This is a genomic window from Alkalihalobacterium elongatum (assembly GCF_019024285.1).
Classification (GTDB): Bacteria; Bacillota; Bacilli; order Bacillales; family Bacillaceae_F; genus Alkalihalobacterium; species Alkalihalobacterium elongatum.
Map to the genome: position 1 here is coordinate 211766 of NZ_WMKZ01000002.1, position 25027 is coordinate 236792.

General features: G+C 35.0%; 27 protein-coding genes. 15 read left to right on the top strand and 12 right to left on the bottom strand.

The genetic code is table 11. The features are described from left to right. Nucleotides 1-188: 188 nt before the first annotated feature. Together GKP30_RS04900 and GKP30_RS04905 are read right to left on the bottom strand one after the other, a co-directional pair. Nucleotides 189-1391 (bottom strand): putative glycoside hydrolase, encoded by a 1203-nt coding sequence (locus GKP30_RS04900; protein WP_216828288.1) that lies wholly within the window; start codon nt 1389-1391, stop codon nt 189-191. A 58-nt stretch (nt 1392-1449) separates the two neighbouring features. Continuing rightward, complete coding sequence (locus GKP30_RS04905) at nt 1450-1680, bottom strand: excisionase family DNA-binding protein (protein WP_216828289.1); 231 nt, start codon at nt 1678-1680, stop codon at nt 1450-1452. A gap of 214 nt (nt 1681-1894) precedes the next feature. Here GKP30_RS04905 and GKP30_RS04910 point away from each other — a divergent pair, with 214 nt between their 5' ends. Beyond that, nucleotides 1895-2431 carry an HD domain-containing protein gene (locus GKP30_RS04910; RefSeq protein WP_216828290.1) on the top strand — a complete coding sequence of 179 codons (537 nt, stop codon included), beginning with the start codon at nt 1895-1897 and terminating at the stop codon, nt 2429-2431. A gap of 270 nt (nt 2432-2701) precedes the next feature. Next, nucleotides 2702-3700 (top strand): sodium:calcium antiporter, encoded by a 999-nt coding sequence (locus GKP30_RS04915; RefSeq protein WP_216828291.1) that lies wholly within the window; start codon nt 2702-2704, stop codon nt 3698-3700. Nucleotides 3701-3786: 86 nt separating this feature from the next. On the opposite strand, the gene GKP30_RS04920 is transcribed toward GKP30_RS04915, so the two are convergent. Further along, a complete protein-coding gene (locus GKP30_RS04920; RefSeq protein WP_216828292.1) occupies nt 3787-4341 on the bottom strand; it encodes a peroxiredoxin family protein in 555 nt (184 codons plus the stop codon). Nucleotides 4342-4415: 74 nt separating this feature from the next. On the opposite strand from GKP30_RS04920, the gene GKP30_RS04925 reads away from it, so the two are divergent. Then, a complete protein-coding gene (locus GKP30_RS04925; protein WP_216828293.1) occupies nt 4416-4583 on the top strand; it encodes a hypothetical protein in 168 nt (55 codons plus the stop codon). Between the two features lie 5 nt (nt 4584-4588). Here the strand turns inward: GKP30_RS04925 and GKP30_RS04930 are convergent, their stop codons facing one another. After that, entirely contained in the window at nt 4589-5716 is a 1128-nt protein-coding gene (locus GKP30_RS04930) for an MGDG synthase family glycosyltransferase (RefSeq protein ID WP_216828294.1), read from the bottom strand. A 204-nt stretch (nt 5717-5920) separates the two neighbouring features. Here GKP30_RS04930 and trpS point away from each other — a divergent pair, with 204 nt between their 5' ends. Continuing rightward, a complete protein-coding gene (trpS, locus tag GKP30_RS04935; protein WP_216828295.1) occupies nt 5921-6910 on the top strand; it encodes a tryptophan--tRNA ligase in 990 nt (329 codons plus the stop codon). Between the two features lie 403 nt (nt 6911-7313). On the opposite strand, the gene GKP30_RS04940 is transcribed toward trpS, so the two are convergent. From GKP30_RS04940 to GKP30_RS04950, 3 genes are all read right to left on the bottom strand, one after another. Further along, entirely contained in the window at nt 7314-8060 is a 747-nt protein-coding gene (locus GKP30_RS04940) for a YjbA family protein (RefSeq protein ID WP_216828296.1), read from the bottom strand. A gap of 110 nt (nt 8061-8170) precedes the next feature. After that, nucleotides 8171-8389 carry a hypothetical protein gene (locus GKP30_RS04945; protein ID WP_216828297.1) on the bottom strand — a complete coding sequence of 73 codons (219 nt, stop codon included), beginning with the start codon at nt 8387-8389 and terminating at the stop codon, nt 8171-8173. Between the two features lie 108 nt (nt 8390-8497). Next, nucleotides 8498-9331 (bottom strand): DUF2268 domain-containing protein, encoded by an 834-nt coding sequence (locus GKP30_RS04950; RefSeq protein WP_216828298.1) that lies wholly within the window; start codon nt 9329-9331, stop codon nt 8498-8500. Nucleotides 9332-9463: 132 nt separating this feature from the next. Between GKP30_RS04950 and GKP30_RS04955 the strand changes: the two genes are divergently transcribed. Beyond that, a complete protein-coding gene (locus GKP30_RS04955) occupies nt 9464-9739 on the top strand; it encodes a hypothetical protein (RefSeq protein ID WP_216828299.1) in 276 nt (91 codons plus the stop codon). A 265-nt stretch (nt 9740-10004) separates the two neighbouring features. Here GKP30_RS04955 and GKP30_RS04960 read toward each other — a convergent pair whose 3' ends face one another. Then, nucleotides 10005-10889, bottom strand: a complete 885-nt coding sequence (locus GKP30_RS04960; RefSeq protein ID WP_216828300.1) for a diacylglycerol/lipid kinase family protein — start codon at nt 10887-10889, stop codon at nt 10005-10007. A gap of 493 nt (nt 10890-11382) precedes the next feature. Here GKP30_RS04960 and GKP30_RS04965 point away from each other — a divergent pair, with 493 nt between their 5' ends. From GKP30_RS04965 to GKP30_RS04975, 3 genes are all read left to right on the top strand, one after another. After that, the gene (locus tag GKP30_RS04965; protein ID WP_216828301.1) at nt 11383-11751 is read left to right on the top strand and encodes a DUF2294 domain-containing protein; all 369 of its coding nucleotides are present in this window, start codon (nt 11383-11385) and stop codon (nt 11749-11751) included. A 134-nt stretch (nt 11752-11885) separates the two neighbouring features. After that, entirely contained in the window at nt 11886-12896 is a 1011-nt protein-coding gene (locus GKP30_RS04970; RefSeq protein ID WP_216828302.1) for a sodium-dependent bicarbonate transport family permease, read from the top strand. A 30-nt stretch (nt 12897-12926) separates the two neighbouring features. Continuing rightward, on the top strand, nt 12927-13376 hold the full coding sequence (locus GKP30_RS04975; protein WP_216828303.1) for a carbonic anhydrase: 450 nt from the start codon (nt 12927-12929) through the stop codon (nt 13374-13376). 71 nt (nt 13377-13447) lie between these two features. Here GKP30_RS04975 and GKP30_RS04980 read toward each other — a convergent pair whose 3' ends face one another. After that, nucleotides 13448-14515 carry a D-alanyl-D-alanine carboxypeptidase family protein gene (locus GKP30_RS04980; RefSeq protein ID WP_328703119.1) on the bottom strand — a complete coding sequence of 356 codons (1068 nt, stop codon included), beginning with the start codon at nt 14513-14515 and terminating at the stop codon, nt 13448-13450. A 147-nt stretch (nt 14516-14662) separates the two neighbouring features. After that, nucleotides 14663-15451: a CAP domain-containing protein gene (locus GKP30_RS04985; protein ID WP_216828304.1), complete on the bottom strand. Its 789-nt coding sequence runs from the start codon at nt 15449-15451 to the stop codon at nt 14663-14665. A 366-nt stretch (nt 15452-15817) separates the two neighbouring features. Between GKP30_RS04985 and GKP30_RS04990 the strand changes: the two genes are divergently transcribed. Further along, nucleotides 15818-16411, top strand: a complete 594-nt coding sequence (locus tag GKP30_RS04990; RefSeq protein WP_216828305.1) for a cell wall hydrolase — start codon at nt 15818-15820, stop codon at nt 16409-16411. Nucleotides 16412-16625: 214 nt separating this feature from the next. On the opposite strand, the gene GKP30_RS04995 is transcribed toward GKP30_RS04990, so the two are convergent. After that, entirely contained in the window at nt 16626-18224 is a 1599-nt protein-coding gene (locus GKP30_RS04995) for an aspartate:alanine exchanger family transporter (protein WP_216828306.1), read from the bottom strand. Nucleotides 18225-18457: 233 nt separating this feature from the next. After that, on the bottom strand, nt 18458-18796 hold the full coding sequence (locus tag GKP30_RS05000; protein WP_216828307.1) for a DUF3221 domain-containing protein: 339 nt from the start codon (nt 18794-18796) through the stop codon (nt 18458-18460). 200 nt (nt 18797-18996) lie between these two features. Between GKP30_RS05000 and GKP30_RS05005 the strand changes: the two genes are divergently transcribed. The 6 genes from GKP30_RS05005 (at nt 18997) to GKP30_RS05030 (ending at nt 25012) form a co-directional block, all read left to right on the top strand. Further along, on the top strand, nt 18997-19896 hold the full coding sequence (locus GKP30_RS05005; RefSeq protein WP_216828308.1) for an ABC transporter ATP-binding protein: 900 nt from the start codon (nt 18997-18999) through the stop codon (nt 19894-19896). Then, nucleotides 19889-20719, top strand: coding sequence for an ABC transporter permease subunit (locus GKP30_RS05010; protein WP_216828309.1), 831 nt, complete (start codon nt 19889-19891; stop codon nt 20717-20719). The genes GKP30_RS05005 and GKP30_RS05010 overlap by 8 nt, the downstream gene beginning before the upstream one ends. A 100-nt stretch (nt 20720-20819) precedes the next feature. Continuing rightward, a complete protein-coding gene (locus GKP30_RS05015) occupies nt 20820-21467 on the top strand; it encodes a hypothetical protein (protein WP_216828310.1) in 648 nt (215 codons plus the stop codon). 47 nt (nt 21468-21514) lie between these two features. Beyond that, on the top strand, nt 21515-24094 hold the full coding sequence (locus tag GKP30_RS05020; RefSeq protein ID WP_216828311.1) for a CBS domain-containing protein: 2580 nt from the start codon (nt 21515-21517) through the stop codon (nt 24092-24094). A 77-nt stretch (nt 24095-24171) separates the two neighbouring features. After that, nucleotides 24172-24705, top strand: coding sequence for an RNA polymerase sigma factor SigY (sigY, locus tag GKP30_RS05025; protein WP_216828312.1), 534 nt, complete (start codon nt 24172-24174; stop codon nt 24703-24705). Then, nucleotides 24689-25012, top strand: a complete 324-nt coding sequence (locus GKP30_RS05030) for a YxlC family protein (protein WP_216828313.1) — start codon at nt 24689-24691, stop codon at nt 25010-25012. The genes sigY and GKP30_RS05030 overlap by 17 nt, the downstream gene beginning before the upstream one ends. Nucleotides 25013-25027: the final 15 nt, after the last annotated feature.

Genomic DNA, 25027 nt, shown 5'->3' on the forward strand with positions numbered 1-25027 from the left:
CTGCTTATCGGTGACAAGCGCTGGAGGGCCAGCAAATAGTGTCATGCTCTTTGGACACGTTTGATGGACCGAAGCGACCTCGAGCCGATAGCACCTGGAGCTAGACAATAAGAAAAGCGGAAACGCCCGTTTAGCGGCGTAAGGACCCATTAAAAAAGGTGACCAACTTTGATCGGTCACCTTTTTATTTATGGCGTATAATTAACACCTGGTGTATAACGGTTACTCGCATTCCACAGTAGATATTCGTTAATCCCGTTATCTTTTAATGCTCTAATCTGTGCTTCAACTTCTTCTTTGCCGTAACTTTTGTAATTGCCTGCTCCTAACCAGCTGGCAGTAAAATCTTGAATCCATGGTCTTGATACTGGCGGTGTTTCTAATGTTCCTAATAATTCATTTTCCACTTTAGCATAAGCATCAACGAGCTCATAAGGGTATAAATCTGGCTTATCGATCCCAAAGTAAGACGTCCAATGACTCGGATAAATCATGGATGAGATGACATCGACATTTTCAGATATCTTTGAGAAGTTTTGACCAATTCCTGGAGCTTCTGGGATTGTTGCTGCGTAACCAAAAATATCGACGGAAACATCAACATCATATGGTGCTAATTGTTCTCTTGCATAGGCAACAAAATCGGCTACAGCGGTAACTCGCTTTTGGATATTATCTCCGTCGCCACCTTCATACTCTCCTACACTGTACTTTAATTCATCGTCTCTGCGTTCAAAGCCTTCTGGGAAGCGGACATAATCAAATTGTATTTCTTTAAATCCCATTTTCGCTGCTTTTTCAGCAATCGCCACATTATAATCCCAAACTTCCTTTAAAAAGGGATTTACAAAAGCTTCCCCACGACGATTTTTCCACACTTTACCATCTGGTGTTTTAAATGATAGTTCTGGTTTTTTTTCAGCCAAGATGCTGTCTTTAAATACAACGACGCGTGCAATTGGATAAATTTCCTTTTCCTCCAAAGTTTTCATTAAATCTTCTGTGTCTTTAATGTAGTTTTGTGAAATGTTATAAAACGGTGAATTTTTTTCAGGCTTATACGTTAAATAGCCGTGGTCATCTTTGATATCGATTACCATTGCATTAAGCTCGGTCGTTTCGATTAACTCGATGAGACTATTCATCCTTTCACCGCCAGCTGAATTGCCAGTAACATAAATCCCTCTAACGGCATCAGGATATTCAAATGTATAACCTGAATCAAAGACAAAGCGTGCCATTCGTGCTGGAACTTCTAAATCTTTTTGTACGATATCCTTTACAGAATGGAATTGAACCGAACTACCCCCGTTCCCTTCAGCATTTACCTCTTGAACAACTACAAATAAAGTAAACACGATCATCAGTAACTTTATTATTTTTTTCCCCATCTTCTCACGCCTTTCATGCCTTTACAGTTATGATTTGTCCTTTTTTAATATGTATGTCTTAATCCTCGTCTTTAACATCAATATCGTCTGGGATATCTTCCAATGCTTCTCTTCGAAGCTCTTCTATCTTTAAATCGAGCTGTTGTTTATGCCATTCAAATTGATTTTTATTGACTAAATATTGATTACCATCAAATATCGCCTTAATATTTCCTTTGCGAATTTGGTCCTGCAAATATTCTAGGGGTAAAGCTAAATACTCTGCTAATTCATCAACGGTTATATACATATTAATCCCTCCAAGGAAAATTATAGCGTTATTCGTAAAACCTTACCATTGTAAAAAGAACTACCATAAAAGAACTATTGGGATATTTTGTAGGATAACTTGTTTTTTTGTCCAATGAGAAAATAGTGGTTGCAAAACAGCTTCTTACTCAATATAATAGAAAAAATACCTTGAATACGTAAGAGAAGATCTAACATGAGGAGGGAAAGGAAAAATGAGAAATGTAACATTGTTAGAAATTTATAGTCACCCTGTCACACAAAAATATGTAAAGCGGTCTGGTTTAGCCCATGCGATCGCTACAGCATACAATGCCCTCAAGCTTTCAAAAAAATTCGATGTTAATCCTGATTTAGCTACGAAAGCCGCCTTTCTTCATGATATCGGACACTATACTTGGTATAAAAACGGTCAATGGGATTTTGAGCTTTACAAAGAAAATGATATTCACGCCATTAAAGGTGCAGAACGAGCCCATAAGCTATTAGTTCGGCTTGGTGAAGATCCTAGGAAAGCAAAGCAAGTTGCTTTGGCGATACTCCTTCATACGGACTCATATTTACCAGATGGTCAGTTAGAACTAAATAATTTACAAAAAGTAGTAGCACTTGCAGATCAATTAGATGAAGAACCGAATGGAAATCATCATTACCGAAAAATAAGTAATGATAAAGCATTACAACTAATCAAACATCTTGACGCTCTCGTTGATGCACAAATCGAAGAGCACTTATATAGGAAGTCTGTTTGAAAAATCTTTGGTTATTACGCCAAAGATTTTTTTATTGACGCTCACTATATCCTATGCTAAATTGAATTTAATCACATAAGTCCTAAAAAGGGGAGTAGCGACCTTCCTAGGTTAATGAATCGTCATTACGGTGGAAACACTCGGTTCATTAAGCTTTGTCATAATTTACAAGACAAAGTACGCAAGACCTTTTTATGAGTGTTTATTTTAACGGGTAAACTCTCATAAAAGGGTCTTTTTTGTGTGGAAATGGAGAGAGGGGAATTATTTATGGTATTTATTATTTTTTTATTATGTGCAGTTGCTACGGTAATTTGTGCTATCAAACTTTCCACTTATGCTGATGTTTTAAGTGAAAAAACAGCTCTAGGTGGTATGTTGGTTGGAACGATCTTTTTAGCAGGGGCTACATCACTTCCAGAGGTTACAACTAGTATTTCTGCGATCGTTCTTGATAACCCTGACATAGCAATTGGAAATGTTCTAGGAAGTAATATGTTTAACCTGCTCATTCTTGCCTTTTTCGATTTATATTACAGAAGAAAGCAAATTTTCAATGGAGCATCTAACGAACATTTTTACACCGCAAGTATCGGTCTTTTACTAGCTGTAACATCTCTTTTGGCCTTAACTTTACGATTAAATATCACATTTCTAGGGATGGGCATGGATACCCTCATAATAGTATTAATATATGCAGTGGGTATGTATGTGCTAACAAATCGTTCTAAAAATGAAGCACAAATTATTGAAGAGCCTGCTCTTGAGGAAGAAGAAAATAAGCTTAATACTTCGGCAATTTCACTTAGAAGAGCTATTTATGGGTTTAGTATTGCTGCTGTCATTATTTTAATTACTGGTTCCTTACTTACTATTACGGGTGACCGAATTGCCGTTATAACTGGGCTTGGATCTAGCTTCGTTGGAAGTTTCTTAATAGCTGCCACAACATCTTTGCCTGAAGCAGTTGCTGTGTTAATTGCCATTCAGTTACGGAATTATAATTTAGCGATCGGCTCCATCTTAGGTAGTAACCTTTTTAACATGCTTATCTTAGTAGGTACTGATGTTCTGTATCAAAAAGGTGCCGTTCTTTCCTTTGTGTCGCCAGTTAACCAAATTACAGCAGCTGCTGTTTCCGTTCTTTCTGTTATTGTAATGTATTCGTTACTAAGAAAGAATTATAGTTCAGCTAAATCGTATGCTTTTCCATCTATACTTTTAATTATCATTTACTTTGTATCATCGTATCTAATATTTGTTCATTAAAAATAGTCAGGAACAAGAAGACGAAAACAATAAAAACGAATGATTTTATTGCAAGATCATTCGTTTTATTGTTTGTATTAGCCTTCCTATTTTCCAAGAAGAAGTGGAATATGATTTGGTGTTACGATACCATTAATTCTTTTTTCAATCATTCCCTTTTCATTCACTAAAAAAGTCGTTGGAATGCCGATGATATTGTAATCCTTCATGGCTTTTCCATCTACGTCAAAAACAACATCATATTTGGCTTGATACTGTGATAAAAACGGGCGAATATCATTTGCGTTTCTTTCTTGACTCGTCATATTCACGCCAAGCAACACAATATTCTTATCCTTTAATTGCTCATCTAGATTAACTAATAGGGGCATTTCCTCCTGGCATGGTGGACACCAAGTTGCAAAAAAGTTCAAGATAACCTTCTGCCCACGGAAATCATCTAGGGAAACCTTTTTCCCTTCTAAATTTAATAATTCAAAGTTTGGTGCAACATCGTTTTCAAATGCACCTACTTTCGAAGTGGCTGCTACTGCCTCATCTACTTGTCTAAATATATGATTGGATCCTTCATATAAGTAGGCAACTCCAAATAAAAGAAAAAATAAAAGACAACTAAAAATTGCATTTTTTCGCTGTTGCATCACTTCACCCCTTTGTCCGAACGGATACACGTTTGTTATACTATTTTTAATATTAATGAGAATGAGGTTTTTTTATGAATATTCTTCAAATTTCTACACTTATGATGACAATTTTATTAGGACTGTTTGTTATAATTTCAAATCAACTTAATTATAGTAACGATTTAGTATTTTTTGTTTTATTCATCATTACGATCGGATTATTTTCAATTCACATATGGAAAAAGAAACAACATCGTTAATATACTTATCGCACAGCTTGTTTATTTTGCTCTAATGCCAAGATTATTTCCTCGACTATCTCTTCAGCAGCTGTAGGTCTTTTAATCTTCCTAGCCGAATGTCGCATTTCTTCACTGAGTTTTTTTTGAAATAGAACTCTTTTGATAATCAACGGTAGTTCTTCATCGTTCTGTATTTTAACAGCTGCTCCTTTTTCTACTAAAAATTGCGCATTGTGTTCTTCATGACCTGGTACTGGCTTATAAATTATAATTGGTGTTTCACAGATAAGTGCCTCTGACATCGTTAGTCCACCTGATTTTGAGATGACTACATCACTTGCTCGTAAATAGTCTAAAAAAAGATCAGTAAAAGGTAATACTTTTAAGGAATGTTTACTCTTAAAGTTTTCAATTTTCTTTGCAGCCTTTAAATTAGTCCCTGTCATACATATAATCATTAATTCTTCATTACATTGTTCTAGTGCTCGGATAACCTTCCCATACTTTGCTAATCCAAAACCGCCACCAGCTATGAGAACAATTTTTTTATTCTCGTCTAACCCAAGAGTTTCACGACTTTTAGATTTAGTCGCAGAGAACGCGGGGTGACGTGGGACTGGGATTCCTGTTAAACAGAAGCGATCGACAGGATAATTATTCTTTTTTGCAAAATGGAACGACGTAGGATCAGCTGTAAAATACCGATCAACACCATCTCTTAAATAAGCTGGGTGCATTAAAAAATCCGTGATTACATAATAGATTGGAATATTTACGTTTCTTCTCTTCTTTACTGTTGTCAGAAATGGTGTTACAAACGGATGTGTTGAAATAATAAATGGGACATTCTCTTCTTCTCCAATCAGTTTATGAAGCCGGTCCGTAAATAATGTGCTAAATCGATCAATATAAAGGAAGTATGATTGCTTTTCTGCATTAAAGTAAATCTTTCTCCAAACCGCTGGACCTAATTTGAGTAAGTTTAAGTAACTTTTCACAATACAGTGATGCAACAAAGGACTTAGGTTATAAAAGGTATCAATAATCTTCGGATAATACCCCTTTTTTTCAAGCTCTGTGTATAGCGCTTTAGCGGCTTGTTGATGACCTTGTCCAATTGAAGCAGAAAAAATTAATGGTCTGGCCTTCATCCTGTTTTCCCTCTTTCCCTCAAGCTAAGATATGAATAACATTCTTTTTATCAAGACTTATTAAAAATATTATTCGTAAAAGAAGAAAAAACATACCCTATTACAAATTCTTGATAATAACTTAATCTAAGTAATTTTATTTACTCTTTCATCATAATTCGATAAGATGATGTATACATACGTTTTTTGGAAAGGAAGAGGTAAATGAAAACTGTTTTCTCTGGTATACAACCGAGTGGTACATTAACATTAGGAAATTACTTAGGAGCAATGAAGCATTTTGTAGACATGCAAGAGAATCATAATTGTTTTTTCTGTATCGTAGATCAACATGCTATTACAGTGCCACAAGATAAGGCAGAACTACGTAAAAATATAAAAAGCTTGGCCGCTCTTTATATTGCTGCAGGAATTGATCCTGAAAAATCAACGTTGTTCATTCAATCAGAAGTGCCTGCACACGCACAATTAGGCTGGATCATGCAATGTGTTTCCTACATAGGTGAACTTGAGCGAATGACGCAATTTAAAGATAAGTCTGATGGAAAAGAAGCTGTATCAGCGGCATTACTAACATACCCACCGTTAATGGCTGCAGATATTCTTCTTTATCAAACGGATATCGTACCTGTTGGTGAAGACCAGAAACAACATTTAGAATTAACTAGGGATTTAGCTGAACGTTTTAATAAAAAATATAACGACATTTTTACGATACCTGAAGTTCAAATTCCTAAAGTGGGAGCTCGTATTATGTCACTTAATGACCCATCGAAAAAAATGAGCAAGTCCAATCCAAATGCAAAAAGCTACATTTCTATGCTTGACGATGATAAAACTATTATTAAGAAAATGAAAAGTGCAGTTACTGATTCCGATAACTCTGTTCATTATGATAAAAAAAATAAACCAGCAATTGCTAACCTGATGTCCATCTATTCATTATGTTCAGGTAAATCATATGATGAAATTACCTCTATGTACGAAGGAAAGGGCTATGGAGAGTTTAAGGAAGATTTAGCTCATGTAGTTGTTGAAGCTCTAAGCCCAATTAAACAACGGTATGACGAATTAATTAACTCAACCGAACTTGATGACATCTTAGACCAAGGTGCTGAAAAAGCAAACCGCGTAGCTACTAAAATGCTTGCGAAAGCTGAACGTGCCATGGGCTTAGGGAGAAAAAAACGATAAAAACAAGGAGTAGAGATCATCTCTACTCCTTGTTTTTATAATAATTTATGATTGCATTAATATCCTTTTTGCTTCTTCCAAATCGCACCAACTAAGAAAGAAACTCCAAATGTTCCAACCACTACTACAACAGTTAAAAGTTGCATTAGAAAGTGTACAAATCCATCCACGACTATCCCTCCTCCAATAGATTTAGAACATCCATACACAGTTCTATAGAGATCTACTATTTTATTATAGATAACATAGGCTACTGTGTAAATGTCTGATCAAACCTTTCCAAAAATGCTCACATTTTGAACATTTTTAGAAAGGCTGTTTTCGCAACAACCTATGAGAAATGAACCTTTAGAAAACAATGCAAAAAAGGAGAACTATATGTTCTCCAATTTTTTATGTAATTTTACTTTACACTTTCACCATGCTCAAGCTCCCATAGTTTTTCAAAAAAGGGTTGTCCTTTCACGATGGCTTCACAAAGATTATAATGTCTCTTTGACCAACCATTTCTAACCTCTTCAAATAAACCATTCCATACCTCTTCAAAACTCATTGCTTGAATTTCCATATACTTCGCTGGTTCCCATTCTGTATACCAGTATCGAATCTCTGCTGCATTACCAGTAGAATACAGTTGATCAAGTGCCATAAAAAGCAATTGCTTCAGTTGACGTTCTTTTCTCGTCAGCCCCCTCATTTCATCTGGGCTTGGAGAAAGTATATGGTATTCTTTTCCAAATTCAACTTCTTCAAGATCATAAACTTCCATTGTTTCTGATTCAATTAACTCTAAGACAATTTGCTCTTGTCTAGGCGTTAGTCTACTTTTACGTATTGGTGTTTTGTAGCCGATTGTATCAACTGCTATTATTCGTTCACCATCAGTTGCAATGAAACAATAGTCTAGTTGAATACGTGACATGTTTTTTCTTAAGTAACTTTTGCGATGTACATCTTCTAACAACTTCTCTGGTAAATCTGCTAAGTTATTTTCAATATAAGTAAAAAGTTGTCGAGTAACCTTGATAACAATCGCTTGATCTAGCACTTCGATCCTGTCATCAGTTCTCCATTCATAAAAATCACACACATTGTAACCATTTTCTTCACCTTCAAACCAATTAATCCAAACATCCCGAATGTGGACCAACAAAATCGCCCCCCTCACGTTTAAGTGCTTGTACCATCAGTATAGTCAGAGGTTAGGCAATTTATTCCACAAGTACTATATTCATTCCAAATAAAAATTATGCTAATTTTTTATTTCTTTTTTCGTTTTGTTGGCCAATATATTGATAACGTAATAATCAGACCCCCAACAATTACCATATATAACTCAATTCTAGTTGAAATAAAGCGGAGGTATGTGATGAAATCATATCCAGCAGTTAATAAATTTAAATAGGCAAGTAAACTAACCCCACCTGCAACAGCTAAGCCAAAGCCAACTAATAAAGAAAAAACTCTAAAAATTTTCATCTCCTCCCCTCAACTATTAGATGCTCATCCAGTTCAAACTATCTCCTAATTTACTATTTAGCTATTTAAACAAAAAAACCCTCTTTAACAAACTATAAAGAGGGCAAATTAGTCTTTAAAAGACGATTCCTTTAAGATTATTTCGGAGTCCAGTGACAAAAGCTTTTTTATACTATGCTGTTTCTGTTCCATCATCGAGCAGACGATTTCAAATCCTATGGCATATCCCGTCCATAAAGGGATGCCTATTGCTTCACTTCCAAATAAAAATGGACGGTGGTAATGCTTACCTTTTACTCCAATCCGTTCTCTATAGTAATGATCCCAATAGTGTTGCAGCTTTTCCTTTGAGAATTCTTGATGCCACTTTCCCAAAGCTCGTTTCCCGCATTTTTCTCGGACTCCGTATTCAGCCAAACCTTCAACAATCAGTGAATCAAGTAGAGTTAATTCATTTTCCCGTTTATTTAAGTTCATTAACCTGCAACTATGATTATATTCATGTGTTAATAGCGTTCTTAAATCAAAATGATTAGTCTTAGATGTTACAAACAGGATAACTTTATCTACGAAACCAATGCCCATCTTTCCGCCTAAACTATCCATAATTATTTCATTTGTTTCATTTCCTGGTAATATAATGATTTTAACGGATGGCCCTTCCCATTCTCGCTTTAGTTCACTATATATTTTTTGAACATATGCCCACATCTTTAGTTTTCTCATATGAGTATAAATCGGACTCACATCTTGATCAGGAGTAAAGAGTCCTTGTTCAAGTAACAAACGGTGAAGATTATATACAGGTAAATGATGAAAATGACGTGAAACAGGTTCAATAATAGTCTTCATCTGAACATTCCAGTTTTTTTGAGTAAACGAGCTTTTACTTGCTGCCTCTATATAGCACTTAATCCATCGATCAGTAGCTACTGTCCCCATACGAACTCTCCCTTTCTTGACATTACATTATATGCAGTATAATTTAATTCGCGAAGGTATTCGTCCTTAAATTATTGTCATCATATTCATGCTATGTGAAAAAAGAAAGTAAGTGAAAGGAGAACTGAAATAATGAAAACAGAGCGCGAAAAACAATTTGAAGCTTACTACAGACAAGTTGAAGAACTAGAAAAAACTATAGAAAATATAAACGAACAGGCACAGCATTTAGGTGTTGAAACTCGTTTAATAAACGTAAAGCTTTATAGAGAACAGGTGGAACAACTAGATGAAATTAAAGCCTATTTTAATGAAGTTAAAATGGCACCAGACAAAAATACAACTGAAGCCATTCTTATAATTGCCCTAAAGCAATTTCATCAGTTTATACAAAAGTTGAAGAATTGATTAGCCTTACTCGAGTCCGTAATTGTAAGTAACAATTAAAAGAAGAGCAAGAAGCTCTTATTCATGCATCAATAACTTTTTGTCGAAGCTGTTTGTCTATTAGTGCTCATACTAACCCATATTAATAGCTACAAAAATAGCAACTACCAAAAAGCCCCCCCGTGATTTCATAAAAAAAACCTACCCTTCAATATAAGTGTGCTAAGGATATTTTTTCACATTCCTTATGACACTATGTATTGCTGGATAGGCATCTTCTATTATTTTATACAATGTCTAGAACATCTTTTTTTACAGTGACCTCCACAGGAGTTTCCCCGATAATTTCACCGTCCCCATGGATGATGACAGGAATATCAGATATAACTTTAATGGTTTTTCCTTTTAATACAGTTACTGCAGGATGATTAATATGCTGCCCTTGGAATACTTTAGGGAAGATTTGTAGGATCTTGAACTTTGAGATGTTATTTACAATACAGACATCAAATGCTCCATCATCACTTATTGCATGAGGGCAAATGTACATCCCTCCACCATAATACGGAAGATTAGCAACAGCGATGAGCCATACTTTTTCAAATTCATAAGTAACATTATCAAGTTCTAATGTAACTTTTGTTGGTTTATACTTAAATAATAGTTTTAGTACAATAATTAAATATGTAAATTTACCAAGACCAATATTATTTAATAATTTTTTTGATTTCGATTCATTGGCCAACTGAGCGACTTTTCCATCAAAGCCTATTCCAATGACCGTCATACAAATTCGCTCTCCAACATGTAAAATATCAATTTTTTTCTTCTCACCAGATAAAATTCGTTCCAGTGCTTGTTCATAATTTTTAGGAATAGACATTGAACGTGCATAGTCATTTCCCGTCCCCGCTGGAATAATCCCTAAGGGAATTTTCATATGTTGTAAGCAATTCACTACATCATGGACCGTTCCATCCCCACCCACTACAACAACAGCCGTGGTCAATTCAGGATTAAGCCCTTTAATAATTTCTGCTACCTGTGCTTTATCTCTTGTTAGATGTGCCTTAAAGTTTGTTTTTTTACGAATTAGTTCACTTTCAATTGACTTCCAAACAATTCCCCCTCTACCATTCCCAGAGGTCGGGTTAATAATAAATACATACATGACTTCACGCTCCCAGACGTAAACGATCTTCATATTCTGTTAAACAAATATCTATAAGAATTTTATATCCATTTTTTCCGTATACTTTTTATTTATTCTAAATATTGGAGTTTATACACATAAACTTTTATAATAAAATATCTCTTCCGCCGACATCATACAAAAATTGAACCTATTATTAAGATACCATAATCTCTCCATAATTCACTGTAAAATTTGGCATAAAAAGTTTTTATTGACACTTTCTAAATTCTGAATATATAATAAAATTAATTGAAAATGTTCACCGAATTGTTTAAAATACTTGCTTATTTTCCTTTACAAGGTTAGCAGTGCATCGCTGTGATTAAATCGCAGAGGTGAAATGAGAACCTACGAGTAAAAATAAGTAATGATTCGAAATAATCGGTATATCTCCCTTTTTTAAAATTAAGGGCGGTATACCGTTTTTTTACGCAATTTTTGCTATACTTAGGAGATGGAGGTGGGTGCTATGAATAAGAAGAAAGGACTTCTTGAATCTGAGATTAGCAAAACATTAACGCAATGGGAAAAAGAATATTTAGGTAGAGGTTCTGTTCAAGTGAAAACCGATATTCTTAGAAATCTACTAATTATACAACTAAAAGGTATTCTGACACCCGCTGAGCAAGCGTTAACAAGATCTGAAACTGGAATGCTAGCCGTTAAACGTAATCGATCAGAATTAATCGAAACTGGCAGTGCTGACTTAAAAAAACTCATTCATGAAATGACAGGTGTCGAAGCGAAATGCTTCCATACCGATATTAGTACTAGAAGTGGCGAGCGGATCATTGTCTTTACTTTGGCTGAAGACTTAGAAGCCAAATTAGATAACTAATTAAATCCTTTGGGAGATTTATTTCAGTATCAGTTGATACGGAAATGATAGACCAGCCTGTATGAATTCTTACATGGCTGGTCTTTTTCTATTTAATTGAGTTTTATTATTAAAGCTAAGGAGTGGAGAAACTAATGTTACAAATGGTCATAGATAACTTATTAAATCCAGCTGTACTCTTTTTTGTCCTCGGTATGGTTGCAGTTGCTCTTGGGTCGAATTTTACATTTCCAAAAGCACTTGGTGAAACGTTAAGCTTGTATTTATTAATTGCGATCGGTCTAAAAGGTGGTATTGAACTGTCACAGTTTTCAATTACAGAAGTGACTAAACCAATATTAGGAACGATATTTTTAGGTGTCCTTACTCCGATCCTTACTCTTATTTACTTAAGAAAAATAGTAAAACTTGATACGAAAAATGCAATTGCCTTAGCTGCAACTTATGGATCTGTAAGTATCGTCACGTACGGTGCTGCAGCCGCTTTTTTAGAAAATCGAGCAATAAGTTATGAAGCATTTATGAACGCAATGGTTGTCTTAATGGAGATCCCTGCCATTCTAATAGCTCTCGTATTACTTGAGTTTTTAAAAGAGCGCAAAACTGAAGATGCTTCGGTTCGCAAAGTTGGTTTTATCGCCCCTTCTTTCTCGTTTAAATTGAGTAAAGAGCAGTTACGTGAATGCTTCTTAGGTAAAAGTATTCTACTGCTAGCGGGAAGTTTAGTTATTGGAATGATCATAGGCCTTGATGGTAAACCTTTAATTCAACCACTATTTATCGATTTATATCCAAGTATGCTTACGTTGTTCCTTTTAAATATGGGACTTATCGCTGGTCAACGTTTAGCTGTTGTTAGAAAACACGGGTTAAAATTATTATCATTTGCGATTGTGATGCCAATCTTCTATGGAGTAATGGGTGTATTTGTTGGTATGGCCTGTGGATTATCTGTAGGTGGTGCCACACTAATGGGCGTATTAGCAGCAAGTGCATCTTATATTGCAGCACCTGCAGCTATGAGTACATCTGTTCCTGATGCAAATCCATCAATCTATCTCGGCCTAGCACTCGGTATTACATTCCCGTTCAATTTAACTATAGGTATTCCTATCTTTTATTCGATTGCACAATGGTTATATTAATCTTAGATCTTTTAAACGGAGGCGATCCATATGAAGAACACTTTAATCATCAGTAATTGTAATAAGTCCATTCCATTAATTATTGATGCCTTAGAAAAAAACGAAGATGAAGTATCAGTCATAAGTGGATATCAGCCTTATATTGTTCATCCATATGACTCCTTACTGCGAACAATCGTAAAATCAACTCACCAATACGATACAGAGGAAGTTATTTTTGTTAGTGTAAAGGATCAAAATAAAGACCAAGATAAATTTGATTGGACAGCATCCAATCGTACAAAACAATCGATTGATTTACTTAACTATACATTAAACAATCAGCAAACAGACTTTGGTAACTGGTTAGAGGAACATGATGAAGATGAAATTTTACGCAAGAGTATTAACTACTTGAAAAAGCATCCTTTATTGCCTGCAAACGTTAAAGTAAAGGGAATGATTTGGGAGGACGATACCATTCGCGAAACAGCATCATAGCAACAGGTGCACAAAGTCATTCTAAGAAAAAAAGACTCGAGATATTGGATCTCGAGTCTTTTCTTATGGCTCTACCTATCAAGACTTGCTAAAAATCGTGGTGTTCTTTTTGTATATTGCTCTTCTATTCGTTGTAAGCCATGTATGCCGACTAACTGGTTATTTCTACCAATTACTTTTAAGTACCCATAAATACTAACATCTAAAAAAATGGACTCACCTTTTCGGGTTGTTACATATAAATTTTCTGCTAATGTATAGTTGTTACCGAATGGATCTTCAAATTCAGAATCTTTCGGAATTCGTTTTGTTTCAAAGTTGTCAAAGCCAAAGTCAAACAAACGAGTAGTGTCCCGGTAGGCATGTTTTGAAGAAGGTGCATTTAATGTGACAGCAATTAACTCTGTGTTTCCTTGCTCTACAGATGTAACTAACGTGTACCCTGATTTTTGAACATACCCATTTTTAATTCCAGTTACTCCCTCATAATTCCATAACATCCTGTTATGATTATAGATTGTTGTTTCCCATCCTTCACCTACCCAAGGTAACTCTTTTGTGCTTACAATTTCACGAAACACATCATTTTTCATCGCATATTGTGCAATTTTAGCCATATCATATGCAGTTGTGTAATGGTCTTCATCGAATAAACCGTGCGGGTTAGTAAAATTGGTTTCCTCCACACCAACCTTTCCCCTTACAAACTGGTTCATTTTTTTTGCAAATTGTTTTTCACTACCAGATACATGTTCAGCTATAGCTAATCCAGCATCATTACCTGAGCTAACTAACAGTCCCTGAACGAGTTTTTTTAGGCTGACTTCTTCTCCTTCCAATAAATAAACACGAGTACCAATAACCTCACGTGCATTTTTACTTACTATAACTGTGTCTGATAACTCAGCTTCCTCAATTGCCAAGATTCCAGTAATAATTTTGGTGATACTCGCAGGATACATTTGCTGTTGACTATTTTGTTCAAAAAGAATTTCCCCAGTCTTTCCATCAATTAATATAACAGACTCACTAAAAAGCTCGTCAGAAAATTCGAATTCTACATTTGCACTTACTGTTGTACATCCAATAAAAACTCCAATTATATATATAAAAAGCATACTGCTAATTTTCTTTATCACGTATTCTCCCCCCTGCTAACCTCGATGCCTACAAATTATAGTATAGTAAAAAAATTAACACTTTTGTGTTAATTTTTGATTACAACATAAAAGAGGATGCACCAAAATTAAGGCTTTTGGTACATCCTCTTCTTTCTTATTTACAATTTATCCTTTAAACATTTGAACGAACATTTTTCCGTATGGTCCACCGTTAATAATACCGATTCCCACTTCTGTATAGTGACTATTTAGGATATTTGCTCGGTGACCGTCTGAATTCATAAGTGCACGATGTGCTGCCTCTACTGATTGATTTCCTGCTAAGTTTTCACCAGCAGTTCGATATGAAACACCATAATGTTGTAGCATATCAAAAGGAGAACCATATTTCGGTGATTGATGTGAGAAATAATTGTTATCAATCATATCCTGTGCCTTAACCCGAGCTACATTAGTAAGCTCTGTATTTACTTTTAAAGCTGGTAAGCCAACTTTTGCACGTTCTGCGTTTACTAAATCTACCATCTCTTGTTCTTCTGCAGTTATTCCTGTCTGTACTTGATCATTGGATTGATTAGGCTGCAAAGAAGGATTAGGTTGCTGTGGAACTGGCTGTTTCGCTTGTTCCCCGTTTTTAGGTTGTTCGTATACGATTTCTTGTGATTGGTCTATAGGATTCTCATTATTTTGATTCCCTGGCTGTCTCTTCACAGGCTCAATTTTTACATTAGGGTATTTTGCTTGAACTCTTTCTATAATTGACTGAATATCCCTATTAGCATATAAATCTTTTAAAAGAATATCTAATTGCTCATGATTAATCGTTTTAGAATTGATTTTAATTTGATGATCCGTTGCTACCTTCGTTTCCTTTTCACTAAAAGCATTTGCATCGGTTGTAAACATACTTGTCATTAAAAGGGCCGCAAATGATGTTGTAAGTAATTTTTTCATTGTCATACCTCCATTTACTTTGTTCTGACGAAGAGCCTTCGACAAACCAAATGTAGCATAATAAGAGGCAATGTCGATGTAAGCATTTCCCATTTTTACGCATTTCATAATCTATCATAATTCTACCAAGCTATATAAATAAAAGAATCTCCTGTACTTTAAAGCTTTCTCCTGCTCTTACTTTTCTGAAACTTTAGAGACTATTACACAATTGGTAATAGATTCGTAATATATGCTCTAAACCCTTGTTATATAAGGCCTTTTTCATTTAAATCTATTAATTGGAAAACATCTCCTAAGGTAATCTCCTCGAATTCTTGTTAGCCTAGTTTGTGAGCTTGCTAGAACAAAAGGAGGAATTACAACATGAAAAAAAGAATATGGTTATCTAGTTTTATCGTTACTGTGACTCTATTAGTATTTGGATTTACTTCAACTGCCGATGCAAATACTACCCATACAGTAAGATCTGGAGAAAGCTTATGGACAATTGGAAACCAATATGGTGTTCCTGTAACATCTATTAAAAGTGTAAACAGTAAAACTTCAAATATGATTATGGCTGGGGAAAGATTGACAATACCTGCTGGTGTAACTGCTAGTGAAAGAGATTTATTGGCACGTTTAGTTCGTGCAGAAGCAGAAGGTGAGCCTTATGCAGGTAAAGTAGCTGTTGCAACTGTCGTATTAAATCGTGTTGATCACAAAGATTTCCCAAACACAGTCCGCGGTGTAATTAACGAGATTTCAAATGGTTATTATGCATTTTCACCTGTACAAAACGGTCGAATTAATAGAGCAGCTGACGCTGAGTCAATTCGTGCCGTTAATGAAGCTTTAGCATTTAGAGGACAAGGTTCTGGTTCACTTTTCTTCTACAATCCACGTATCGCTACAAATCACTGGATTGCTACACGCCAACATACTATAACAATTGGTAATCATGTTTTTGCAAAATAAAATAGAGATTAACTGTTAATATGTTGATTTGTAAAATGAACCTGTTAACAGTTATTTTCGAAAAGCGCATCGGGGTTATTATTTTCCTATGCGCTTTTTAATATATCTGCTATTTTCTTGCTTTCTTAGAATTGTACTTGTTTTATGACAAAGCTCTGGTAAACCATTTTGTTAATATGTATTTTAATTTGGAGCTTGTTTGAATTCCAATGTTTTACAGAAAAAAAACAATTAACTGTGATGAAATAGCAACTAATATTAAGGCAAAAGGATAGGCTGCAGCATAAGCTATTGCTGGGTCTTCAGAATCAATCAATTGATTAACTGCACCGAGACCTGGTGTACTTGTCATTCCACCACAAAGAGCACCTAGGGAATGAACAACACTTAGCTTAAATAGGCCCCTCGCAATAAAATAACCTAAAATAATCGGAACCAACGTTATTAAAGTACCACCAAAAACAAGTCTTAGTCCTTCACTATAGATTACTTCTACAAGACCTTGTCCTGCGGTAGTTCCTGCACCAGCTAAAAATAAGACAAGTCCTATATCTCGAATGACTGCATTGGCAGGTTCATAATACCGTGCTTGAATCGGTCCTAACTTTCCAAAGTGACCAATAAGTAATGCTACAAACAATGGACCACCTGCAACTCCAAGTGTTATTGTTCCTAAGCCTGGTAATGATATTGGAATCATGCCAACCAAAATTCCCATAATCAAAATGATACTTAAAGAAAAAATATGTACATTTGTAACTGTCAATTTTCTTCTTGAGAATAGCTTTTCAACATTTATTAGCCTGTCTTCAGTGCTTACGATGGTTAAAACATCCCCTCGCTCTAAACGCATTCTTGGACTTTGATTAAGCTCTATTCCGTTTCGCTCGATACGAGTTACAGTAACACCGAAATCTCTACCCAAACGTAATTCTCTCATACTTTTTCCGATCATTTCATCCGAAGCAACGATTACCTTTTTCAATTGGATATTATCAGTATTATTTAGATTTACTTCAACTTTCTTTCCAATATGTTGACAAAACCTTTCTAAGTCAGACTTCTTACCAACTGTTACAAGCTTATCCCCTACCAATATTACAGTATCATTTAAAGCAATTATCGTCCGCTGATTACGAATAACGCGACTGATGACAACAGAACTGACTTTTGGAAACTTCAATTCGCTTAATGTTCGCTTGTTTATTTTTGTGTTTACGACTTCAATTGTCATCACTTCTGGAGATTCACTATTTTTTACAGGGTTTTTTGCTACATTTAAATCTTGTATAAGATCAACTTTTTGAATTCGAGGTAATAGTTGAACAAATAGCACAACAGCTATTACACCAAAAGGATAAGCGATTCCGTATCCTACCGATGCTAGCGGATCATTAGTAGCTTGAAGTGCTGCTGCAAGTCCTGGAGTACTTGTTAACGCCCCTGTCATTAGTCCCACGCTCAATGCTGGTGAAAGATTGAAAGCTTTGGATACAATAATTGTCGTTAGTACTGAAACAAAGACAACTAGCAGAGCAATAATTCCAAAAATCAAACCGCTCGAACGCATCATTCTAAAAAAGCGGGGGCCAGCTTGTAAACCAATAGCAACAATAAATAGGCTGAGTCCAAAATTTTGGACGACTGGTGAAACCACGTATTCAAAATGACCAAAAACCATTGCTACAAGTAATACTCCAGCTGTTCCTAGGCGAAGACCCTTTATACTAATTTGACCAAGCCATGACCCTAAAAATAATATGACAAACAGTAATAACAGTGGTTCTTGTAACAATCCAGTAACGAATGTCATTTTTATTTCCTCCATATGTAAATCACTAATAAATCTAGTCTATATAAATCCTTATATTTTTTATATCATAAGAGAATGTAGAATTTGTGAAGTAATTAACAAACTTTCTTTAGAACCCAATCGATTAGAACGGTTTATAACAATAGAAAATATTAACATTAAAATATCGTTTCATAAAAAGAAGAAACGAAAATCGAGCGATTAACGTTTCTTAAAAATTTCACTTATTGCTATTATTCGTCTAACTTTGTAATACTAACCGCTTCTGATTGCCCTGGATATGATTCTGCAACAATTTCATATTCAACTATTACTTTATTGCCAACCTCTAAGTCTGCAAGTACCTGCCCGTCTTCAACTTTAAACCAGATCGCTCCGTATCCAAGATTAAGAAATTCGTCTAGTTCTAGCTGTTCTAGTTGCTGCTCTGTCACATTTTCAATAACGAGTATCGCACTTTCTTCCTTTGCCACAATTAACCCAGTCATCGCTGATAACTCGGTCTCTTGCATTTGTCCGCACCCAACGAAGATGAAGATAAAAAATAAAAATACAATCGATAACCTTTTCATCCTAACTCCTCCTACTCCCTTGTTCTAATTAATCTGACGTGATTATACGTATCAAAGTTACAACTAACATGTATTATAAATGGTTGCTTTTTAAATTTGGCTCTTTTCTAAAACTTACGAAAACTGCATGTAATTTAAATGAACGTTTTAAGATTGATAATCGTCATAACAGTAAAATAAGAAATTGGTGGTGAGTAGCTATGATTTTAGTAGAACAATTAAAAAAGTCATTCGGAGATCACAATGTTATCCAAGGGATTAGTTTTGCTATAGAAAAGGGTCAAATTGTCGGTTTAATTGGCCCGAATGGTTCTGGAAAAACAACACTTATTCGTTTGATGAACGGGATAATCGGGACTAGTGGTGGAGTTTTACAAATTGACGGATTAAGTCCGAACGATTGTGGAGATGACATCCGTTCCTTTTGTGGAACCATGACAGAAAACGCTGGATTATATGAGGACATGACAGGGCTTGATAACTTACAATTTTTCGCTTCTCTATATCCACAAATAGAGCATAGCAGAATTGAGGAATTAATTGAATTGTTTCATTTAAGCCCTTTTATCGATCGTAAAGTTGCAACCTACAGTACAGGAATGAAAAAGCGACTCGGTTTAGCTAAAGTTTTACTTCATCGTCCGAAAATACTGTTTTTAGATGAACCCACAAACGGGTTGGACCCTGATGGTATTCGTCTCGTTTTATCTTATTTAAAGCAACTAAATCATCAGGAGCAAACAACAATCGTTATTTGTTCTCACGTTTTAGAACAGCTTGAAACAGTATGTGATCACTATATTTTTATTGAAGAGGGCAAGAAGATTGAGGAAGGTACAAGACATGAGCTAGAACAAAAATATTTAGACGAGGTTGAAATCAAGATTAAGGGTGATTTTCCTCTTAGTTTGTTAATTGAAAAACAGTTTTCTGTTACAGAAGAAGTTGATGGAGTTAGGCTTACTCTCCCTGACCTAGAAACGGTTTCTCAAGTGTTAAAAGAAATTACGGCTCAAGGTAAACTGTACTCTGCTGAAATTCTAAATAATAACTTAGAAGCATTCTACTTTAAGATTAGAAGGAGACATCGAAATGAATAAAAAAGCTATGTGGTCGATTGCCACCAAGGATATGAAAGCTATTTCTTCCAACATTCAAATTTGGTTACCGATGCTCATTGTCCCGATCATTCTAGGCGTTGTCCTTCCTAGTGCCTTATTAATTTCTGCAAGATTTTTTGATTTAGCAGCCATTGGAAACACAGATACCATCGTTAACGTTATACAAGATCTTCCTGAAGGAACATTAAAAGAAGTCCTAGGAGAGTTACCTTCCCTTAACCATCAACTCATTTATTTTTTTATGCTTTATGGATTTACACCCTTTTTCATGATTATTCCTGCAATGGCTTCAAGTGTAATATCTGCTAATAGCTTTGTCGGAGAAAAGGAACGAAAAACTTTAGAAAGTTTACTATTTGCACCTATTTCTATGAAAACTATTTTTATTGGAAAAATATTATCGGCCTTTATACCTGCAGTTTTAATTACATTTATTACAGCCATCTTATATGGGATTGTGACGAACCTCGTTGCTTATCCTATGTTTGAAAAAATAATTTTCCCAACCTGGGAATGGATTATCCTTATTGTTTGGATTACACCGTTACTTAGTATATTGGTTATCCTTTTCAATGTCATTATTTCAGCTAAAGTAAAAGGCTATCAAGAAGCTTATCAACTAGGCAGTATCATCGTTCTTCCCATTGTAGTATTAGTCGTCAGTCAATTAACTGGCTTACTCTTTCTAAGTAATGCTGTTTTAATTATAATTGGCTTCGTATTACTAATCTTAAACGTTATACTTATCCAATTCGCAGCAAAATGGAATGATCGCTTTCAGTTATCAGAGCAACAAATTTAAGGGGCTGTCTTTGGCAGCCTCTTAAATTTTCTCATATTTTTCTGTTTTTCTTCAACGCTACTCCCATTATTTCGATAAAATAAATAGAGGGGGAAAGATTATGAACCGAATTACGAGAGTTTCTTCTTTGCGTACGAATCGAATTCGTGCCAACTATGTAAACCGTATGAACGCACAAAATGTTAATAAAATAGAACCGTTAGCTCCAGTTGAAAAAGGGAAAAATAACACTGAACAACCATCAGAAAATTATTTAAACTCCTACGATCATTACTATGAAAAGCTTAATGACCTAAAGAAGGAATTTAAAACTTTTTATCATCAAGAAAAGGTATTACTTAGGGCAATACAGGATTTAGATATTCATGAACAAAAGTTAATTAAACAAACGGACAACCTTATTTCAAAATATAATCAGACTCTCAAAGCGTTATATTCTTATGATCAAACGGTTAGCGGTCAGCACGTGAGGAACGTAAGACAAACCTTACAACCATTTCAATCTGAAATGGAACAATTAGGTATAACAGAAGATCCTCAAGGTTTCTTATTCTTTTTACCTAGAAAATTTATTAAGTTTATTCAAAGTGATGAGACCGATTTTGAGGAATTACTCATTAAGTTTAGACAATTAATCATTGAGAGCTATAAATCGTTAACGAAAATTCGTATAAAAAATCAAACTGCTAATCCATACGAAGCAACACCTTTTGAATATAAAGGTCTTATTATCGAAGAAGAAACTTAAAAAGTATTAACAATTACAGATTTACTATTTCGGGGAGGATTTACAAATTGCAAATTATCATTTCGCATGTAAATACAGACTTTGATGCACTAGCTTCAATGTTAGCTGCTAAGAAACTTTATCCTAACGCAAAACTAGTCGTTTCCGATAAACAAAATGCTGCTGTTAAACAATTTTTAGCGATTTATCGAGATAGTATCGATTTAATTCAAGATCACACCATCGATTGGTCTAACGTTACAGAGCTTATATTAGTCGATGTTGCCTCTCTTGAAAGAACAGGCAATTACGCAAAAGAACTTAACACCAATACGGTAAAAGTAACCGTTTATGATCATCACCCACCTCAAGAAGATGATGTGAAAAGTCAGAGTGGTACCATTGAATTTGTTGGTGCTACGGTAACGATATTAATTGAAGAAATAAGGAAGCGTTCACTGCCGATTTCTTCTTTTGAAGCGACAGTTTTTGGATTGGGTATTTACACAGATACCGGTTCATTTACTTATTCCAACACGACTTCTCGCGACCTACAAGCGGCTAGTTTTTTAATGGAAAACGGAATGAATTTAGAAATCATTCAACGCTTTTCTGATCAAATGTTATTTCAACAACAGCAAGAGATATTTAACCACCTCCTTCTCCAGTCAACTGAATTTGAACTAGACGGTTTAAGTATCATTGTTAGTTCTTATCAACAGAAAAAATTTCAAGGTGGTTTATCAACCTTAACAAGAAAACTATTAGAAACGACAGGTGCAGATGCTGTTCTGACAATAGTAGAAATGCAAAAACGTGTTTATATTGTCGGAAGAGCGAGCTCTGACCGAATTAATTTTCTTCCACTAATGAACGAGTTCGGCGGTGGTGGTCATGAAAAAGCTGCGTCTGCCACGCTAAAAAAAGTAAATTTAGAACAGGTTGTTGCACAAGTAACTAGTACAATTAAGCAAATAATTAAACCTGCGATTACTGCTCGAATAATTATGGCAAGTCCTGTTAAATCAATTCCACCAGAGATGACCATTGAAGAAGCAGCTAACCTAATGTATCGCTACGGTCATACTGGTTTTCCGATTGTAAATGAAGAAGAACTCATTGGAATTATTTCACGCCGTGACCTAGATAAGGCAACACACCATGGTCTAGGTCATGCGCCTGTTAAAGCATATATGAGTTCCAAAGTCGTCTCAATTGATCCAGATACATCATTAGAAGAAATACAAACCATTATGATCAAACATGATATTGGCCGTCTGCCAGTAGTTGACCAAGGAAAGCTTGTTGGGATTTTATCACGTACAAACGTTATTGAAATCTTACATAATCAAGCGTTGAAAGAAGACTTACAGAAATCAGCGCTAAATGAGTTACAAAATAATCTACGAGCCCAAATGAAAAATCAACTGTCAGGGGAGGTTTTTCATTTATTAAAAGACATTGGAACTACAGGTACAAATGCTCAAACTTCTGTTTACTTAATCGGTGGAATCGTTCGTGATATTATGTTAGGTCGGGAAAATGATGATATTGATATTGTCGTAGAAGGAGACGGGATTCATTTTTCCAAACTTTTGGTAGAAGATTATGGTGGTGAAGTCAAAACTCACGAAGATTTCGGTACTGCAACTTGGACTCATCCAACAGGGCTAAAGATTGATATTACCTCTTCTAGACTAGAATATTATGACCATCCAGCCGCCTTACCTGACGTAGAACATTCAACGTTAAAGGAAGATTTATATCGTCGTGACTTTACGATTAATGCTATGGCAATCTGTCTAAATCAAATGAAATTTGGTCAACTCGTTGATCCGTTTCAAGGTAAGACACACCTTGAAGAAAAAACCATAAAAATTTTACACAACTTGAGTTTCATCGAAGATCCAACCCGAATATTGCGAGCCGTTCGCTTTGAGACACGTTTTCAATTTTTAATGGATGATCATACTAAGGAATTAGCTCTAATATCAATTGATAAAATGAAAGCTTTATCAGCTACACGGATTATCCACGAGTTAGAAAAGCTGTTTAATGAAGAACATCCTTCTGAAGGAATTAATCGTCTATTTGATCTACAGTTTTGGCAACAGTTTGGCATACAAGAAACCCAAACTATACCGAGCGTCACCCATGCAAAGCGGCTTGAACAGTTTTACATGAACAATCGATTGAAAACGTTGTTAAACAAGAAGCCTAGTTGGTTTATGTATTTATTAATCCCATTTTACTATGAAGATGCATTTGAAACTGCTAAACCATTTGCTTTAACAAAAAAGGATAGAAAATTTATAAAAGAAATTTTTGATCTAAAGTCTCATGTGAATTGGCAAGAAGATACAGAGGATATTGGTAATTTACACCGTTTATTAAAACCATATTCAGTTGAGGCGATTATATTCTATATTGTCGACGAAGAGCTTTCGTGCCAGCAATCCGTTATGAACTATTTAGAAAAAAGAAGTTACCTTCCAACATATCTAACTGGCGAAGATTTAAAAAACTATGGCCTTAAGCCAGGTCCCTTATTCTCAAATGTTTTATTAGACCTTGAGATAGCAATATTAAACGAGAAAGTAAATAATGAGGCTGAAGCATTTACCTGGTTAATAGAAAAATTCAAATGAACGATTTTTACCTGTTAATCGTAATATTAACAAAGCCATCTGATATCTCTTTGCGAATTTACTAAAGGAGTATCTTCATGAAAGAAGACCTATTAATTAAGGAAGCTAAGAATGGAAATAAAAAGGCCATGGCCATGCTTCTTCAGCAACATTATGCATTTTTAAAGCATTATTTGATTAAAGCAACATTGCAGCCTTCACTTGCTGAAGACCTTACTCAAGAAACAATGATTAGATGTATTGAAAGAATTCATCAATATAATGGGAAAGCCAAATTTTCGACTTGGTTAATTCAGATTGGAACCAATCTATATATCGATTTTCTCAGAAAGAAAAAGACAGAAAATAGATGGTTAAAAGAACAACAATATGGTGAATTAATGAAGAAGGCTTCTAGCCAACCAGATACAAATTGGACAGATACTATAGAACAGCTTTATCAATTGTCTGAAGAGTTTCGGCTGCCGCTCATTTTAAAACATTATTACGGTTATTCTTATGATGAAATTGGACGTTTTCTAAACATCCCTGAAGGTACAGTTAAATCCAGAGTTCATACAGCTATTCAACAACTAAGGAAGGAGTTGGGTAAAGATGAATCATCGAAATAATCACGAAAAAGAATTAAATAAATTAAAAAAAGATTTACATGGTTCATTATTAGAGCTTGAACAAAATATTAAAGTTACTCCCCCTTCTTTATGTGAACTTGAGCAGCTTGTTGAAACAGTTCAGACCGAACAAAAGAAGAAACTATATCAAGAGCTGATCATATTTTGGGCTATCGCAATATTTGTTATCACCCTAGTTTTATGGAGCTATGTAAATTTCTTTTTCATTACGTTCGTTGGACAGCTGGCAATCATTTCTTGTTTATTTGGCTACTTTTTATATCGATTGAAAAAACATTATCGGTGAGGAAGGGTTTTCAAA

Coding starts and splice junctions, on each gene's coding strand:
- GKP30_RS04900 (WP_216828288.1), bottom strand. CDS start 1,391: ATGGGGAAAAAAATAATAAAGTTACTGATGATCGTGTTTACTTTATTT.
- GKP30_RS04905 (WP_216828289.1), bottom strand. CDS start 1,680: ATGTATATAACCGTTGATGAATTAGCAGAGTATTTAGCTTTACCCCTA.
- GKP30_RS04910 (WP_216828290.1), top strand. CDS start 1,895: ATGAGAAATGTAACATTGTTAGAAATTTATAGTCACCCTGTCACACAA.
- GKP30_RS04915 (WP_216828291.1), top strand. CDS start 2,702: ATGGTATTTATTATTTTTTTATTATGTGCAGTTGCTACGGTAATTTGT.
- GKP30_RS04920 (WP_216828292.1), bottom strand. CDS start 4,341: ATGCAACAGCGAAAAAATGCAATTTTTAGTTGTCTTTTATTTTTTCTT.
- GKP30_RS04925 (WP_216828293.1), top strand. CDS start 4,416: ATGAATATTCTTCAAATTTCTACACTTATGATGACAATTTTATTAGGA.
- GKP30_RS04930 (WP_216828294.1), bottom strand. CDS start 5,716: ATGAAGGCCAGACCATTAATTTTTTCTGCTTCAATTGGACAAGGTCAT.
- trpS (WP_216828295.1), top strand. CDS start 5,921: ATGAAAACTGTTTTCTCTGGTATACAACCGAGTGGTACATTAACATTA.
- GKP30_RS04945 (WP_216828297.1), bottom strand. CDS start 8,389: ATGAAAATTTTTAGAGTTTTTTCTTTATTAGTTGGCTTTGGCTTAGCT.
- GKP30_RS04950 (WP_216828298.1), bottom strand. CDS start 9,331: ATGGGGACAGTAGCTACTGATCGATGGATTAAGTGCTATATAGAGGCA.
- GKP30_RS04955 (WP_216828299.1), top strand. CDS start 9,464: ATGAAAACAGAGCGCGAAAAACAATTTGAAGCTTACTACAGACAAGTT.
- GKP30_RS04960 (WP_216828300.1), bottom strand. CDS start 10,889: ATGTATGTATTTATTATTAACCCGACCTCTGGGAATGGTAGAGGGGGA.
- GKP30_RS04965 (WP_216828301.1), top strand. CDS start 11,383: ATGAATAAGAAGAAAGGACTTCTTGAATCTGAGATTAGCAAAACATTA.
- GKP30_RS04970 (WP_216828302.1), top strand. CDS start 11,886: ATGTTACAAATGGTCATAGATAACTTATTAAATCCAGCTGTACTCTTT.
- GKP30_RS04975 (WP_216828303.1), top strand. CDS start 12,927: ATGAAGAACACTTTAATCATCAGTAATTGTAATAAGTCCATTCCATTA.
- GKP30_RS04985 (WP_216828304.1), bottom strand. CDS start 15,451: ATGAAAAAATTACTTACAACATCATTTGCGGCCCTTTTAATGACAAGT.
- GKP30_RS04990 (WP_216828305.1), top strand. CDS start 15,818: ATGAAAAAAAGAATATGGTTATCTAGTTTTATCGTTACTGTGACTCTA.
- GKP30_RS04995 (WP_216828306.1), bottom strand. CDS start 18,224: ATGACATTCGTTACTGGATTGTTACAAGAACCACTGTTATTACTGTTT.
- GKP30_RS05000 (WP_216828307.1), bottom strand. CDS start 18,796: ATGAAAAGGTTATCGATTGTATTTTTATTTTTTATCTTCATCTTCGTT.
- GKP30_RS05005 (WP_216828308.1), top strand. CDS start 18,997: ATGATTTTAGTAGAACAATTAAAAAAGTCATTCGGAGATCACAATGTT.
- GKP30_RS05010 (WP_216828309.1), top strand. CDS start 19,889: ATGAATAAAAAAGCTATGTGGTCGATTGCCACCAAGGATATGAAAGCT.
- GKP30_RS05015 (WP_216828310.1), top strand. CDS start 20,820: ATGAACCGAATTACGAGAGTTTCTTCTTTGCGTACGAATCGAATTCGT.
- sigY (WP_216828312.1), top strand. CDS start 24,172: ATGAAAGAAGACCTATTAATTAAGGAAGCTAAGAATGGAAATAAAAAG.
- GKP30_RS05030 (WP_216828313.1), top strand. CDS start 24,689: ATGAATCATCGAAATAATCACGAAAAAGAATTAAATAAATTAAAAAAA.